Origin of the sequence: Streptomyces sp. NPDC017056, assembly GCF_044332485.1 — a bacterium.
GTDB lineage: Bacteria > Actinomycetota > Actinomycetes > Streptomycetales > Streptomycetaceae > Streptomyces.
Genome location: NZ_JBIRPD010000017.1, coordinates 22,666 through 38,127 on the forward strand (window position 1 = coordinate 22,666; position 15,462 = coordinate 38,127).

The 15,462-nt window shown below is 71.7% G+C and carries 14 protein-coding genes; 5 read left to right on the forward strand and 9 right to left on the reverse strand.

The features are described from left to right. Positions 1–135 precede the first annotated feature (135 nt). Both ACH4OW_RS28075 and ACH4OW_RS28080 read right to left on the reverse strand, forming a co-directional pair. Positions 136–2,343, reverse strand: coding sequence for an MMPL family transporter (locus ACH4OW_RS28075; RefSeq protein WP_398030526.1), 2,208 nt, complete (start codon positions 2,341–2,343; stop codon positions 136–138). A gap of 138 nt (positions 2,344–2,481) precedes the next feature. Next, positions 2,482–3,054, reverse strand: a complete 573-nt coding sequence (locus ACH4OW_RS28080) for a TetR/AcrR family transcriptional regulator (RefSeq protein WP_360127293.1) — start codon at positions 3,052–3,054, stop codon at positions 2,482–2,484. A 225-nt stretch (positions 3,055–3,279) separates the two neighbouring features. On the opposite strand from ACH4OW_RS28080, the gene ACH4OW_RS28085 reads away from it, so the two are divergent. Both ACH4OW_RS28085 and ACH4OW_RS28090 read left to right on the forward strand, forming a co-directional pair. Further along, a complete protein-coding gene (locus ACH4OW_RS28085; RefSeq protein WP_398030625.1) occupies positions 3,280–6,597 on the forward strand; it encodes a S41 family peptidase in 3,318 nt (1,105 codons plus the stop codon). Between the two features lie 33 nt (positions 6,598–6,630). Continuing rightward, the gene (locus tag ACH4OW_RS28090) at positions 6,631–7,215 is read left to right on the forward strand and encodes a L,D-transpeptidase (protein ID WP_360127296.1); all 585 of its coding nucleotides are present in this window, start codon (positions 6,631–6,633) and stop codon (positions 7,213–7,215) included. 60 nt (positions 7,216–7,275) lie between these two features. On the opposite strand, the gene ACH4OW_RS28095 is transcribed toward ACH4OW_RS28090, so the two are convergent. From ACH4OW_RS28095 to ACH4OW_RS28105, 3 genes are read right to left on the reverse strand one after another with little or no spacing between them, the layout of a single operon-like run. Next, positions 7,276–8,157, reverse strand: a complete 882-nt coding sequence (locus ACH4OW_RS28095; protein ID WP_360127299.1) for an SDR family oxidoreductase — start codon at positions 8,155–8,157, stop codon at positions 7,276–7,278. Beyond that, positions 8,154–9,098, reverse strand: a complete 945-nt coding sequence (locus tag ACH4OW_RS28100) for an alpha/beta fold hydrolase (RefSeq protein WP_398030527.1) — start codon at positions 9,096–9,098, stop codon at positions 8,154–8,156. The genes ACH4OW_RS28095 and ACH4OW_RS28100 overlap by 4 nt, the downstream gene beginning before the upstream one ends. Continuing rightward, on the reverse strand, positions 9,098–10,624 hold the full coding sequence (locus ACH4OW_RS28105) for a flavin-containing monooxygenase (protein WP_398030528.1): 1,527 nt from the start codon (positions 10,622–10,624) through the stop codon (positions 9,098–9,100). The genes ACH4OW_RS28100 and ACH4OW_RS28105 overlap by 1 nt, the downstream gene beginning before the upstream one ends. A gap of 248 nt (positions 10,625–10,872) precedes the next feature. On the opposite strand from ACH4OW_RS28105, the gene ACH4OW_RS28110 reads away from it, so the two are divergent. Next, positions 10,873–11,640, forward strand: a complete 768-nt coding sequence (locus tag ACH4OW_RS28110) for a MerR family transcriptional regulator (protein WP_398030626.1) — start codon at positions 10,873–10,875, stop codon at positions 11,638–11,640. A 40-nt stretch (positions 11,641–11,680) separates the two neighbouring features. Here the strand turns inward: ACH4OW_RS28110 and ACH4OW_RS28115 are convergent, their stop codons facing one another. The 3 genes from ACH4OW_RS28115 to ACH4OW_RS28125 form a co-directional block, all read right to left on the reverse strand. Then, positions 11,681–12,760, reverse strand: coding sequence for a methyltransferase domain-containing protein (locus ACH4OW_RS28115; RefSeq protein WP_398030627.1), 1,080 nt, complete (start codon positions 12,758–12,760; stop codon positions 11,681–11,683). A 116-nt stretch (positions 12,761–12,876) separates the two neighbouring features. After that, positions 12,877–13,059, reverse strand: coding sequence for a hypothetical protein (locus ACH4OW_RS28120; RefSeq protein WP_398030628.1), 183 nt, complete (start codon positions 13,057–13,059; stop codon positions 12,877–12,879). Positions 13,060–13,064: 5 nt separating this feature from the next. Then, positions 13,065–13,262 carry a hypothetical protein gene (locus tag ACH4OW_RS28125; RefSeq protein WP_398030529.1) on the reverse strand — a complete coding sequence of 66 codons (198 nt, stop codon included), beginning with the start codon at positions 13,260–13,262 and terminating at the stop codon, positions 13,065–13,067. A gap of 239 nt (positions 13,263–13,501) precedes the next feature. On the opposite strand from ACH4OW_RS28125, the gene ACH4OW_RS28130 reads away from it, so the two are divergent. Both ACH4OW_RS28130 and ACH4OW_RS28135 read left to right on the forward strand, forming a co-directional pair. After that, positions 13,502–14,347 carry a Scr1 family TA system antitoxin-like transcriptional regulator gene (locus tag ACH4OW_RS28130; RefSeq protein WP_398030530.1) on the forward strand — a complete coding sequence of 282 codons (846 nt, stop codon included), beginning with the start codon at positions 13,502–13,504 and terminating at the stop codon, positions 14,345–14,347. After that, positions 14,344–14,553 carry a DUF397 domain-containing protein gene (locus ACH4OW_RS28135; RefSeq protein ID WP_398030531.1) on the forward strand — a complete coding sequence of 70 codons (210 nt, stop codon included), beginning with the start codon at positions 14,344–14,346 and terminating at the stop codon, positions 14,551–14,553. The genes ACH4OW_RS28130 and ACH4OW_RS28135 overlap by 4 nt, the downstream gene beginning before the upstream one ends. Positions 14,554–14,562: 9 nt before the next feature. On the opposite strand, the gene ACH4OW_RS28140 is transcribed toward ACH4OW_RS28135, so the two are convergent. Beyond that, entirely contained in the window at positions 14,563–15,420 is an 858-nt protein-coding gene (locus ACH4OW_RS28140; protein WP_398030532.1) for a barstar family protein, read from the reverse strand. Positions 15,421–15,462 lie beyond the last annotated feature (42 nt).

Below are 15,462 nucleotides of genomic sequence, written 5' to 3' on the forward strand. Positions count from 1 at the left end.
ACGGCAGAGGCCCGGCGGCAGGGCCCGTTTCGTACGGGCGCCCGCCGCCGGGCCTCTGTCCGCGCCGCGCCCCGTCCCCACGGGGCGGCGCGTGCCGGGGCGGCGGCGCCGCTCACGCGGCCGCCCCGGGGCGTGTCACACCTTGGTGAGTTCCGGCTGCGCGGCCGGCTCGGGTGCGAGGTGCTTCTGGAGCTGTTCGCCCTCGACGTCCACGTTGGGCAGGGCGCGCTGGAGCCACTTGGGCAGCCACCACGCGGCGCGGCCGAGGAGTGCGAGGACGGCGGGGACGATGGCCATGCGGACCACGAACGCGTCGAAGAAGACGGCGACGGCGAGCCCGAAACCGATCATCTTGATCATGGATTCGGAGGAGCCGATGAAGCCCGCGAAGACCGAGATCATGATGACCGCGGCGGCCGTGACCACCCGCGCGCCGTGCCGGAAGCCGGTGACGACCGCCTGTCCGGGGCGCTCCCCGTGGACGAACGCCTCGCGCATCCGCGTCACGAGGAAGACCTCGTAGTCCATGGCGAGGCCGAAGACCACGCCCACCATGAAGATCGGCATCATGCTCATGACCGGACCGGTCTGCTCGACGCCGAACAGGCCGGCCAGCCAGCCCCACTGGAAGACCGCGACCACCGCGCCGAGCGCCGCGACGACGGAGAGGAGGAAGCCGAGGGCGGCCTTCAGGGGCACCAGCACCGAGCGGAAGACGACCATCAGGAGCAGGAAGGCCAGGCCGACGACGAGCGCCAGGTAGGGCAGCAGCGCGTCGTTGAGCTTCTCGGAGACGTCGATGTTCATCGCGGTGGTGCCGGTGACCAGCGCCTGCGCGTCGGCGTCCCGCGCCGCGTCACCCGCCTTGCCGCGGATCTCGTGGACCAGGTCCTCGGTCTCGGTGCTGCTCGGCTTGGACTTCGGTACGACGTTCAGCAGCGCCGTGTCGCCCGCCTGGTTGAAGGTGGGCGGGGTGACGGCCGCGACGCCGTCCAGCTTGGAGACGGTGGCGGCGACCCCGGCCGCGGCGGCCTTCGGGTCCTTGCTGCCCTGCCCGTCGACGACCAGCATCAGCGGCCCGTTGAAGCCGGGCCCGAAGCCGTCGGAGAGCAGGTCGTACGCCTTGCGCTGGGTGGTGCTGGTGGGCTGTGCGCCGTCGTCCGGCAGGCCCATCTCCAGCGAGCCGGCGGGTACGGCGATGACGCCCAGGCCGACGACCCCGGCCAGCAGCACGGCGACCGGGCGGCGCAGGACGAAGCGCGCCCAGCGGGTGCCCATGTTGGGCTTGCCGCCCTCGGCCTCCCCGGGGGTGGTGGCACCCTTGCGGGCCTTGCGGCTCAGGACCCGCTTGCCCGCGAAGCCCAGCAGCGCGGGGATGAGGGTGAGGGCGACGAGGACGGCGATGACGACCGTGCCGGCCGCCGCGATGCCCATCTTGGTGAGCATCGGGATGTTGACCACCGACAGGCCCACCAGGGCGATGACGACGGTCAGCCCGGCGAAGACCACGGCGGAACCGGCGGTGCCGACCGCGCGGCCGGCCGCCTCCTCGCGCTCCCGGCCCTCGGCCAGTTCGGCCCGGTAGCGGGAGACGATGAACAGCGCGTAGTCGATGCCGACGGCGAGGCCGATCATCATGGCGAGGGTGGACGTCGTGCTGGACAGGTCCAGGACGCTGCCGAGCGCGGTGATGGACGAGACGCCGATGCCCACGCCGATCAGCGCGGTCAGCAGCGGCAGTCCGGCGGCTATCAGGGCGCCGAAGGTGATGACGAGGACGACGGCGGAGATGACGATGCCGATGACCTCGGTGGCGCCGGTCTCCGGCATCGCCTGGAGCGCGTTGCCGCCGATCTCGACGGTCAGCCCGGCGTCCCTGCCGTCCTGCGCCGCGTCCTTGAGCGCGTCGCGCGCGTCGTCCTTCAGCTCGAAGCCGGAGACCTTGTAGGTGACCTGCGCGTAGGCGGTGGTGCCGTCCTGGGACACGCCCTTGGCCAGGTACGGGTCGGAGACCGAGGCGACCTGCGGCGAGGAGGATTTCAGCTCGCCGACGACCTTCTCGACGGCCTTCTTGTGCTCCGGCGCGGTCACCTTCTGCCGGTCGGGCGCCTTGAAGACCACGCGCGCTGTCGCGCCGTCCGCCTTGGTGCCGGGGAAGCGCTCGCCCAGCAGGTCGAAGGTCTTCTGCGACTCCGTGCCCGGTACGGAGAAGGAGTCGGCGGCGGGTGAGGAGGCGGTGGCGGCGCCGACGCCGGCGACGGCCAGCAGCGCCACCCATATGAGGGCGACGAACCGGCGTCGCCTGAAGGCGAACCGTCCGAGCTTGTAGAGGAATGTGGCCACGAGAAGGGGTGCTCCCGTCGGGTCAGGGACGTACAAGGGCGTGCGGAGCCGGCCCGACGACGAGAGCGGCGCGTCGAGAGCTGCCGTTATGGGGAGTGTTGGGGACGTCCGGTCCGGCCCGCCGGGGGCCGGAGCCGGTCAGACGCCTAGGGCGGGGAGGACCACGGCGTCCACGTAGTCGGCGAGGAAGGCGCGGTCCGGCGGCCGGTCCTCGATGAGCTGCTGGGCGACGAAGGCGCCGATCAGCATGTGGGGTACGTAGGCGAGCGCGGGGCGGTCGGCGGGGATTTCGCCGCGTTCGACGGCGCGGGCGAGCATCGCGTCCATCCCGGAGATGTCCGGGTTGACGATCAGGTCGCGCAGCGCCTGGTGGAGGTCGGGGTTGTCGTACGCGGCCCGGGCGAGGCCCCGCAGCAGCGCGCAGTCGCGTTCCATCTCGCAGTCGTCCGCGCGGGAGACCATGGCGTGCAGGTCGCCGCGGAGGCTGCCGGTGTCGATGTCGGCGACCCGGACGGGCTTGTGGTGGTGGAGCGCCTTGGCGACCAGTTCGGGCTTGCCCTGCCACTGGCGGTAGAGGGTGGCCTTGCTGGCGTGGGTGCGGGCGGCGACGGCGTCCATGGTCAGGGCGTCGTAGCCGACCTCGCGCAGCAGGTCGAGCACGGCCGCGTAGAGCTCGGCCTCGCGCTCGGGGGTCAGCCGGCTGCGGCCCATCGCGGCACACCTCCTCGGTGAACGCATCGACATGAACGAAACGGTTTCGTACAGCTTCGGTACGGCTCGACGGTACATCCGGTCACAAGCGAAACGGAAACGTTTCGATGGTGGTGTGCGTCACGCATCACCACCACCGGCCGAGTTGCCGCCGTACGCGCACGCCGAAAACATGGGTGCGTGAGTGACGGCGCGTATCTCCGGTTCCCGCATCTCCACGGCGAGATGCTGTGCTTCGCCGCCGAGGACGACCTGTGGGTGGCCCCGCTGACGACCGACGGCGGCGCGGCGCCCCGGGCCTGGCGGCTCACGGTCGACCGCACCCGGGTGAGCCACCCGCGGTTCTCCCCCGACGGCAGACACATCGCCTTCACCACCTGGCGCAGCCTCGACCCCGAGATCCACCTCGCCCCCGTGGCCGGCGGCCCGGCCCGCCGGCTGACCTATTGGGGGAGCACCGACGCACGCGTCTGCGGCTGGACCCCGGACGGCCACATCCTCGCCGTCTCCTCGCACGGCCAGCCCTTCTCGTACTACTCCTGGGCCTACAGCGTCCCCACCGACGGCAGCCCCGGCGGCCGGCTCCCCTGGGGGCCGGTCTCCGACCTCGCGGTCGCCGACTTCACCGCGGACGGGCACCGGCTGGAGGGCGACGGCCACCCGTACGGGAACGTCGCCGACGGCGGCCCCGACGGCAACCACGACGACACGGTGGAACGCCGGACGCTGCTGCTGACCGGCAAGCCGCCGCACGAGCCCGCCTCCTGGAAGCGCTACCGCGGCGGCGCGATGGGCCGGATGTGGCTGCACGGCACCCGGCTGCTGCCGGACCTGCGCGGCCACCTGGACGCGGTGATGTTCGTCGGCGACCGGATCGCGTTCCTCTCCGACCACGAAGGCGTCGCCAACGTCTACTCCTGCAAGCCGGACAGCACGGACCTGCGGCGGCACACCGACCACGCCGACTTCTACGCCCGGCACGCGTCCACCGACGGGCAGCGCATCGTCTACCAGTGCGGCGGCGACCTGTGGCTGGTGGACGACCTGAGCCCGACCGGCAAACCGAGCCGCCTCCAGGTGCGCCTGGGCGGTCCGCGGGCCGGCCGCCGCACCTACCAGGTACCGGCCGGTTCGCACATCACCTCCCTCGCGGTGGACACCACCGGGCGGGCCAGCGCCGTCGGCGTCCGCGGCAGCCTGTACTGGCTCACCCACCGCGACGGCCCGGCGCGCACCATCCACGACGAGCCGGGCGTACGGGTCAGGCTGCCCGAGATGCTCGGCTCCACCGGCCGCATCGCCTACGTCACCGACGCCGAGGGCGAGGACGCCGTCGAGATCGCCGACCTGCCCAAGGCCGGCATCCCGCGCGAGCCGCGCCGTATCGCGGCCGGCCGGCTGGGCCGCGTCCACGAACTGGTCTCCGCGCCCGACGGCGAACGGCTCGCGGTGGCCGCGCACGACGGGCGGTTGCTGCTGGTCGACGCCTCGGCGGACGGCGACGGCGGGGTCACCGAGCTGATCAGGTCCGACAACGGGCCCGTGCGCGACCTGGCCTTCTCCCCCGACTCGGGCTGGCTGACCTGGTCACACCCCGGCATCGGCCGGACGCTGCGCAGCATCAAGATCGCCCGGCTGACCGGCAACGGCTCCGGAGACGGTACGGAGGCCGCCAGCACCGTCGTGGACGTCACCAACGGCCGCTTCGAGGACGAGCAGCCCGTCTTCACCCGCGACGGCCGCTACCTCGCCTTCCTGTCCTGGCGCGGCTTCGACCCGGTCTACGACGTGCACACCGGCGACCTGTCCTTCCCCCTCGGCTGCCGCCCCTACCTCGTACCGCTGTCCTCCGCGACGCCCTCCCCCTTCCAGCTCTCCGCCGACGGGCGGCCCGCCGCCGGCGGCCTGGACCCGGCGGAGGCCCCCGGCACGGCCGAGGGCACGGCGCTGGTGGAGGTGGAGGGCCTGGCCAGCCGGGTGACGCCGTTCCCGGTCTCGGCGTCGAAGTACTCGGCGCTGCGTCCGGTCAGCGGCGGCGGGCTGGTCTGGCTGCGCTGGCCGATCTCCGGCGCGCTCGGCGAGACCTTCGCCAACCCCGACAACACCTCGGGCCAGCCCACGCTGGAACACTTCGACCTGGTCAAGGCCAAACGCACCGAACTGACCGGCGCCATCGACTCCTTCGCGCTCAGCGGCGACGGGTCCCGGCTCGTCGTCAACGACGAGGGCGACCTGCGGGCGGTGCCCGCCACGGAGCCGCCGGACGCCGACTCGACGGTCTTCCTGGACCCGCGGCGCATCCTGCACGACGTGGACCCGCCCGCCGAGTGGCGCCAGGCGTACGACGAGGCGGGCCGGATCACCCGCGCGTACTTCTGGGACCCGGGACTGTGCGGCCTCGACTGGGACGCCGTACTGGACCAGTACCGGCCGCTGGTCGAACGCGTCGCCTCCCCCGACGAGTTCGCCGACCTGCTGCGCGAGGTACTGGGCGAGCTGGGCACCTCGCACGCGTACGTCACCCCCGGCAAGCGCAACGAGGGCCCGCCGCACTACCAGCGCGCCATGGGTCTGCTCGGCGCCAACTTCGTGCTGCGCGACGGCTACTGGGTGGTGCAGCGCATCCTGCCCGGCGACTCCTCGGACTCCCGGGCCCGCTCGCCGCTGGCCGGTACGGGCATCCGCGAGGGCGCCGCGCTGACGCACGTGGACGGCCGGCGGGTCGACCCGGTGGCGGGCCCCTACCCGCTGCTGGCCGCGGCCGGCGGCACCACCGTGGAGCTGACGTTCGCGCCGGAGGGCGGCGGGCCCTCCCGGCGGGTGGCGGTGGTGCCGCTGGTCGACGAACGGCCGCTGCGCTACCAGGACTGGGTCGCCAAGCGCCGCGAGGTGGTGCGCGAGCTGAGCGACGGCAGGTGCGGCTACCTGCACATCCCCGACATGGGGGGCTCCGGCTGGGCGCAGTTCAACCGCGACCTGCGCATGGAGGTGTCGCGCCCGGCGCTGATCGTGGACGTGCGGGGCAACGCGGGCGGCAACATCTCCGAACTGGTCGTCGAGAAGCTGACCCGCACCATCGTCGGCTGGGACCTGACGCGCGACGCCCGGCCCGTCTCGTACGCCAGCAACGCGCCGCGCGGCCCGGTCGTGGCCGTCGCCGACGAGATGACCTCCTCCGACGGCGACATGATCACCGCTGCGTTCAAGCTCCAGGGCATCGGCCCGGTGGTGGGCCTGCGCACCTGGGGCGGCGTGGTCGGCATGACGGGGCGGCACCGGCTCAGCGACGGTACGTACATCACGGTGCCGATGAACGCGGCGTGGTTCGACGCGTACGGCTGGGGCGTGGAGAACCACGGCGTCGAGCCGGACATCGAGGCGCCGCGTTCGCCGCTGGACTGGGCCGAGGGCCGCCACCCGCAGCTCGGCGTCGCCGTACGCACCGCCCTGGACCTGCTGGAACGCCACCCCGCCGCGACCCCGCCCGATCTGTCGGACGTCCCCGACCGGCAGCGCCCCGCACTGCCGCCGCGCAACGGCTGAACACCGACCGCACCACCCGACAGGAGCAGCCGCATGGCATCACGCATATGCACCGCGTCACTGGCCGTCACCGCAGCGTTGACGGCCGGGCTCGCCACCACCGCGACACCCGCCCACGCCGCTGAACCACCCGGGACGTACCTCCTCTTCGACAAGAACCAGCGCGACCCGGCCGCCTCCAGGGTCCGCCTCGTACAGTCCGGCACGGGCAAGGTGCTGGCCGACTACCGCGCCGGTTCCGGCCAGGGCGGTACGGCGGGCCGCGACGAGTGCGCGAGAAGCAAGGGCTGGCTGCCGGACGGCACGTACCGGGTGCTCGGGCACACCACGCGCAAGCAGGGCGGGCGCGACGGCATCAACGGGTACGCGATCCGGCTCGCGGACAAGACGTGCCGGGACGGCCGTACCCGGCGCACCGCGCTGTTCCTGCACAGCGAGATGCGGCCCGACGGCACCCAGGGCCCGGCGCGCCCCGGGCGGGACGCCCCGTACCGCTGGGACGGCGACTCCGACTACCGGTCGCTGGGCTGCGTCAAGCTCGCCCCCGCCGACATCAAGGACCTGTTCGCGGAGGCGGAGCGGCAAGGGTGGCCGACGACGCTCAAGGTCGTCAAATAGCGCGTGCACCGCACGGGTTGAGGGGCGCACCCGGCGGTTCGGGTGCGCCCCGGCCCGGCCTCAGTGGTCCGTCCGCGCCTTCTCGTCCGCCTCCCCGCCCGCACCGACCAGCCCCACGCGCATCCCCTCCAGCCGGTCGCCGAAGCGGCGCATCTCGCGCTGCCCCACCGTCCCGATGACGGACGGCAGATAGCCGCGCACCGACTGCATCCCGCGCAGCCACCACTGCCCGTACACGTGCGAGGACCGGCGCTCGATGCCTGCCACGATCCGGTCCACGGCCGGGCCCAGTGGGTATGTCTTGTTCGACGGCCAGGGCAGCCGCTGGCGCAGCTCGCGCATCACGTCGTCCGCGTCGGCGCCGCGCACCATGTCCGTATCGGTCCAGCTCAGGTAGCCGACACCCACCCGTACGCCCTTGTAGCCGACCTCGGCGCGCAGGCTGTGCGCGAACGCCTCGACGCCGGACTTGGAGGCGCAGTACGCGGTCATCATCGGTGCCGGTGTGATGGCGGCGAGCGAGGCTATCTGGAGGAAGTAGCCGCGGGACTCCATCAGGACGGGCAGGAACGCCCGCCCGGTGACCGCGCCGCCGATGAGGTTGACCTCGATGACCCGCCGCCAGGACACCGGGTCGGAGTCGACGAACGGGCCGCCGGTGGCCACCCCGGCGTTGGCAACCACGATGTCGACCTTGCCGAAGCGCGCCTTCACTTCGCGGGCCACCTCGGCCATCGCCTCGTGGTCGGTGACGTCGGCGTGCCAGTGGGCCGCCTCGCCGTGCAACGAGGCGGCCACCCTGGCCAGTTCCTCGGGTTCCAGGCCGACCAGCGCGAGCGTGGCGCCGCGCGCGGACAGCTTGCGGGCGAGGAGTTCGCCGACGCCGCGCGCCGCGCCGGTGACGACGGCGACCTGCCCTTCCAGGCTTCTGCGCACACTCATGCGGTCTTCTCCTTCTTCTCCCCCGCCGCGGTACGCAAATGGCCCCCGACCAGCTCGCGTATGCGGTCCACGACCACCTCGGGCTCCTCGATGGGCGTCATGTGCCCGGCTCCGGCCAGTTCGGTCAGCCCCTCGAACCGGGGCAGTACGGAGGCCAGCCGCCGGGACTGCACGACCGGGGTCAGCCGGTCGGCGGTGCCCGCGATGACGGCGGTGGGCACCTCCAGCCGCGCCGCGCCCCCGGTCAGGTCCAGTCCGGCCAGTACCTTGCCCCACCTCGACCGCACGCCCACCGGGCAGGCGTGCACGATGCGCGCGCACGCCTCCACCTGCTCGGGGGTCGCCGCGGGCCCCATCGTGGCGTACTTCAATATCCGTTTGGCGACCGCGGTGACCGGCCCGAGCGGCGCCCGTGAACCGAGGACGACCTGATGCGCGATGCGCCGCCCGCCCGGCGAGCGCATCGGTATCACCATGGACTCCGCCGTCAGGTTCGCGCTGCCGGTGCTGCACAGCAGTACGGCGGCGGCCCGCGCCCGGAATTCGGGGCGCTCCGACGCGGCCATCATCGTCATACCGCCCATGGAGTGCCCGGCCAGCACCGCCCGCTCCCCCGGCTCCAGGGCCGCGCCCAGCACGGCCACCAGGTCGTCGGCGAGCGCGGTGGTGGTGTAGCCGCGCGGGCCCACCGCCGGAGTGCGGCCGTGCCCCCGCTGGTCGTAGAGCACCACCTTGTGGTCGGCGGCCAGGGCCCGTACGACCGGGGCCCAGAAGGCGGTCGAGCAGGTCCAGCCGTGCGACAGCACGACGGCCGGAGCGCCCGGCTCCCCGGGCCCGTGGATCTCCACATGCAGCCGGGAGCCGTCGGCCGAGGTGGCGCTCAGTTCCCTGCGCGGCGCGGGCGGCGCGTACCGGCCGCGGGTCATGGGCGTCACCGGCATCACGCCACCGCCTTCGCGGCCTGCTCCGGCCGTGCGCCCGCGCGCGCTGCCGGGACGCGCAGCACCTCGTACTCGGCGAGGTCCACCTGCCGCGTGACCTTGCGGAACTCGGCCGTCGTGCCGGGCCAGGCGGTGGTGTTGCGGCCGTTGGAGTCCAGGTACCAGCTGTCGCAGCCGCCGGTGGTCCACACCGTGCGCTCCATCCGCTTCTGGATGCCGCGCGTCCAGGCGTGCACCGCGGAGGGGCGTGCGTTGAGCGCGATCTTCCCGCCCAGCACGTCCAACTGCCGCATGAAGTCCACGAGATAGTTCAGCTGCGACTCGATCATCAGGATCATCGAGCTGTTCCCCAGGCCCGTGTTGGGCCCGATGATCGTCAGGAAGTTGGGGAAGCCGGCCGCCGTCGTACCGCGCAGCGCCTCCATGCCGTCCTTCCACTCCTCGGCCAGCGTGGTGCCGTTGGCGCCGGTGACCCGGTGTGCGATCGGCATGTCGGTCACGTGGAACCCGGTGCCGAAGACGATCGCGTCGGCCTCCGTCTCCGTACCGTCCGAGGCGACCAGTACGTTCCCCCGGACTTCCCGCAGGCCGCCCGCCACCACGTCCACATTCGGCCGGGTCAGCGCCGGGTAGTACGTGTTCGACAGCAGGATGCGCTTGCAGCCGATGCGGTAGTCGGGCGTCAGCTTGGCCCGCAGCGCCGGGTCCTTCACGGCCCGCTTCATGTGCCCCTTGGCCAGCCCCTCGATCATGCCCAGCTCGTTCGGCCGCTTGGTGAACGCGCTGACCTGCAACTCCCTGATTCCCCACAGCAGGCCGCGGCGCGCGGCCCGGGTCGCCGGGACCTTGGCGTGCAGCCAGCGCTCCAGGCCGCTGATCTTCCGGTCGGCGCGCGGCAGCACCCAGGCCGGGGTGCGCTGGAACAGCGTGAGCCGGTCGACCGTCGGCTGGATGGACGGCACGATCTGGATCGCCGAGGCACCCGTGCCGATCATGGCGACCCGCTTGCCGCGCAGGTCGTAGTCGTGGTCCCAGCGCGCGCTGTGGAACACCTTCCCCGGGAACGCGTCGAGCCCCGGTATGTCCGGCACCTTCGGGTCCGACAGCGGCCCGGTCGCCGACACCACCACATCCGCCGTGAGCGCCCCGCTCGCCGTCTCGATCTCCCAGTACAGCCCGTCCCCGTTCCACCGCAGGCTGCGCACTTCCGAGTCGAAGCGGAGGTGCGGGCGCAGCCCGAAGGTGTCGGTGACCCGCTCCAGGTACGCGCGGATGTGCGGCTGCCCGGAGAAGTTGCGCGGCCACTCGGGGTTCGGCGCGAAGGAGAACGAGTACAGGTGCGAGGGCACGTCGCACGCGCATCCCGGATAGCTGTTGTCACGCCAGGTGCCGCCCACCGAGCCGGCCCGCTCCAGGACCACGAAGTCGGTGATGCCCTGGCGTCGCAGCCGTACGGCCGCCCCCAGACCACCGAACCCCGATCCGATCACCGCCACCCGTACGTGCTCGTGTTCGCGCTCGGCCATGCCGCCGCCTCCCGAGTTCGACCGACAATCCTTCGGCTCAATCGCGCCAGCAATCACTGGCACGATTGAGAGTAGGACACGTACGTACCGAGCGGTAGGGGGTGCGCGGCGGGAAGTTACCGCTGGTTGCACCTCGGCTTGGGCCCGGTCGGCCGACATAGGGTGAGTCCGTGGCAGAGAACACGCACGGCGACCCCGGACCCCCCGCCGAACCGGACACCCCCGGCAGCGGACCCCGCGAACTCCGCATGGCCGACCTGGCCAAGGAAGCCGGCATCACCGTCCGCACCCTGCGCTTCTACCGCGAGCGCAAACTCATCCCGCCACCGCGCCGCGAAGGCCGCATCGCCTGGTACAACGAACACCACCTCGCCCGCCTGCGCACCATCGCCGGCCTGCTCGAACGCGGCCACACCCTCGGCGGCATCGCCGAACTCCTCTCCGCCTTCGACAACGGCCGCGACGTCGGCGAACTCCTCGGCCTGGAAAACACCCTCGTCGCCCCCTGGTCCGAGGAAACCCCCGTACGCCTCACCCCCGAGGAACTCGCCGACCACTTCAAGGACGACGTCACCCCCGAAAACCTCTCCACCACCCTCGACATCGGCTACCTGGCCGTGGACGGCGACGCATTCGTCCACATCAGCCGCCGCCTGCTGGACGCCTCCACCGAACTCGTCGCCAACGGCGTCCCACTGGCCGCCGTCCTCGCAGCGGGCCGCGAGGTCCGCACCCACGCCGACGCCCTGGCCGACCTGTTCATCTCGGTCATCCGCACCCACGTACTGGCCGACGTCCTCGACCGCGCCGCGGCCGGCGAACCCCTCGACCCCACCGAGGCCGCCCGCATCACCCAGACCATCGAAAAACTCCGCCCCATCTCCAAAGGCATCGTCGACGCCGAACTCTCCATGGCCATGGACCGCCGCGTCCGCGCGGAACTGGAAACCTGGCACCGGGAACGAGACGAGAAAGTATCGGGCGGCGGGTGCGACGACACGCCGCCGGAGAAATAACACCCACCCCGCGTACGACGCCCTGGGCCATCAGCCGAATTCACAACGCCCACGAACGGCCCGGCTCGTCCAGCCACACCCGCTCGCCTTCCTCGGTGACGGTCAGCCCGAACCGGTCATGCCCCGGCCGGCCGTTGGCGACCCACCACCGGTACGCGCCCTCGGCCTCGTCCCAGAGCCGCCGGGGGCCGCTTTGCCAGACGCGGGCTTCCCCGCCGTCACGGAAGTACACACACGCCCACGACAGGTCGCGCAGGCTGTAGAGCCACACCGGCCGCGCGCCGTCGCGTTTCTCCGCCTCGACCCGCACACAGTCAGGCACACGCAGCCCCAGCACAAACCGCTGCGCCCCGAACGTCCCCCCGGTGAACTCCCCCTCCCCGACCCCCGTCGCCGACTCCTCCCCGTCGGCCACACTCCCCCGCACATACGCACCATGCACCACTCGTGGCAACCGCTGCGCCCGCAACTTCATGAATTCCACCGGCCCGGTGAACTTCCCCGAAGCGCTGCGCCCGTCATCCGCCACGACCAACCGGGCCACACCGTCGGCATTGCTGAAGTGCGTGCCCCAAGGCGCGACGAGAATTCCACCAGGGCGGCACTGTTCGACCCAAGCCCACGGAAAGCGCCGAAGACCGCACGTACAGACGATCCGGTCGTACGGTGCGCCTTCCGGATACCCCTGGAACCCGTCGCCGCTCACCACACCGACGGAACTCCCGAACCGCTCCAGCGCCATACGGGCCCGGTCCGCCAGCGCCTCGTCCACTTCCACGCTGACCACGCGGTCCCGCCCGGCCCGCCAGGCCAGCAGAGCGGCGTTCCACCCGGTGGCGGTACCGACCTCCAACACCCGGTGCCCCACCCGCACGTCCAGGTCCCGCAGCATCCGAAAAACCACCGACGGCATCGACGCGGAACTGGTGGCACTTTCCCCCGGCTCGGTACCGCCGCGGTCACCGTGCTCACCGTCGACCCATTGCGTCACGACCGGACAGTCGGACCCGGCATACGCCAGCCACCGCTCCGGCTCAACCGCCCGGTCGACAGTCACAGCGCACCCGGCCTCCACGTCCCACGGCCACATGACATCCGGCAGAAACGCGGCACGGGGCACGGCCGCGAACGCGGACGCCCAGTCGGAGGAGAGGGCAGGCGGCCAGCGGGGGCCGGGGTAGGGCTCACCAGGGAGCTTGTCGCCCTCATCGCCCTCGTCGCCGCCGGGAATCGTCGTCACCGTTCGGGCACCCCCTGGCTGTCGTCGTCCGGTACGCATCCGTGCTCAGGGTGCCGACGGATCAGGACCCGGCAGTCCGAGGCCCTGGAACGGTCCCCGGCCTCCAGGGCGACCGCCAGGGCACGCGCCAACTCGACGCACCCCACGCACTCCCCGGCGGCGCCCGGAGGGCGGGGCATGGCGTTCACGTCCGGCCCTCCTGCCCGTGCGGGTGACCTTCGATGACGCCGCTACAGCTCCGTACGGTGAGCGTGCGACCGTCGGTCCGGGCGGGCTCCCGGTCCCCATGGGCGGACGCGCACACGTCACACCCCGGCACGGGTACCGGGTCCAGCTCCCCGTCGGCTCCCGCGCCCGCGGTGGTGGGGGGTGATGCTTCCATAGTGACCATCTCCTCTGCCTGCCCTCTTGAGCTACTTTCCCGCCAGGAGCGCGCCGCGAAAGCCCCCCGTTACATCACTCTGCGCGTCCTTTCGGTTACAGAATGACTCACCCCTCGGTACGCTGGGGAGCGTTGCGGCGCCCAACCTCCGTATTGGTCATCGCGGCATATGCGCACGCCGTTGGCCACGGGAAATGACCCCCCGGAGAGCCACGACCAGAGTTTCTGTCGGGGGAATCGTGAACGAAGAGACTGACAGCACAGGGGGCGCGCCGGGCGCACATAACCCGCGCAGGGCCTTCGCCGAAGAGTGCCGAAGTGCACGCGAGTTGCACGACCCGTCCCAGCTGACCCAAACCCAGCTGGCCAGGATGGTGCGCGTATCCAAAAGCACGATCTCGCGCGTAGAAACCTGCCAAGGCCCCATCCCACCGGACCTCCCACCCCTACTGGACGAGATCTTCACAACGGACGGCCTGTTCAAGCGGCTCTACGAGGAGGTGGTGGCGTCGTCGTTCCCCTCGCTGTACCGGCAGCGCATGGCCCTGGAACGCGCCGCCGTAGCAATCCGGGAATGGTCCCCGACCCTCGTCCCGGGACTGTTCCAGACTGCCGACTATGCGCGTTGCCTGTACGAGGGCGGCTTCCCGCGAGCCGGCGCGAAGGAAACCTCGGCATTCGTGAGCGACCGACTGGCGAGAAAGGCCGCACTCGACGGGAACATGCCGCCCGACGTCTGCCTAGTGCTGTGCGAGTCCGTCCTGCTCCGCCGGTTCTGTCCTCCCGACGTCATGGGGCGGCAGTTGAAAGCCCTGCTCGATGCCGGTTCACGGCCCACTGTTCGGGTACAGATCCTCCCCTTGGACGCACCCGGCCACTTGTTCAGCGACTGGCCGGTGACACTCATCACCGCCCCCAATCACACCGTTTCCGTTTGCGTGGAGAACTATCGAACCGCTGGCATCGTGGTTGAACCGGACTACGTTCGAACAGCATTGCGGACCTACGATGAACTGACCGGCGACGCCTTGTCCGCACGGGAGAGCGCGCGTCTGATCGCTGAGCAGATGGAGAAGCTGACGTGAAGATCGGTCCGACTCGGTGGGTCAAGTCCAGCTACACCAGCGCGGAGGGCGGCAACTGCCTGGAGTGGTCGCCCTCGACCGCCGAGGCGACAGGTACCGTCCCCGTCCGCGACAGCAAGCACCCGCAGGGACCCGTCCTCGCCTTCCCCGCCGACGCGTTCGCGGACTTCGTGGACGGCGTCAAGGCCGGAGCGTTCTCCCGCTGAGTCGTCCCCTCACTTCAGTACGACCTCCACCCGCCCCCCTTCCAGGACGGACAGCACCTCCTCGACGAAGTCGTAGGGCTTTCCGTCTGGGGAGAGGCAGTGGCTCAGGTGGTGGTGGGCTACTGATGAGTGGTGCCAGTTGAGGGTGAAGGGGGCGGTGGCGCCGAAGTTGCCGTTGAGGCAGTCGTGCAGGGCGTTGAGGTCGCCGCCGAAGTAGCCGCCGGGGCCGTTCATCGCTTCGCCGAGGGCGCAGTAGAGGCCGGGGAAGTCGGTGATGTGGCGGCCGTCGAGGTCGTAGACGCCGCCGGGCGGGCGGTCCGGGGTGCGGGCCAGGAGGCGGCAGCCGCGCTGCCGGACGATGTCCAGCCACATCTGGCGTTCCCGGGTGGGGTAGGCGGCCCAGAGGTTGCGGGTGGTGGGCGGGTCGGTGATCCAGCGGGTCCACATGGGGCGGGCCCAGGTGGGGACCTGGGGCCAGAGGCCGTAGGAGAGGTCGATGTCGAGCAGGCCGTCGCCGAGGGCGGAGGGCTGCCAGGCGGTGATGAGGGCGACGGAGATGTGGCGTTCGCTCGTGCCCTCGCCGGTGGAGTCGAGGACTTGGAGTTCGGCCTCGTCGAGGCGCAGAGGGTGGCTGGTGTGGCTGGTGCCGGTGGCCAGGGCCGTGCCGAGTGCGGCGCCGGGGGCGCAGCCGAGGAGCCGGATGGGCGGGACTTCCGTGTCCTCGTCGGGCGGCAGGACGATCGACAGGTTCCGGCAGTGGCCGAGCCAGGTGCGTTCGTCGTGCAGGGACACGCCGGCTGCGAGGTAGGGGTCCTCGGGTTCGCCGTAGAAGTCCTCGGCGCCGTCGAGGGTGATGTCCAGGAGCACGGTGTCGGCGGGGTGGGGTCGGCAGCCGGTGACGCGTACGTC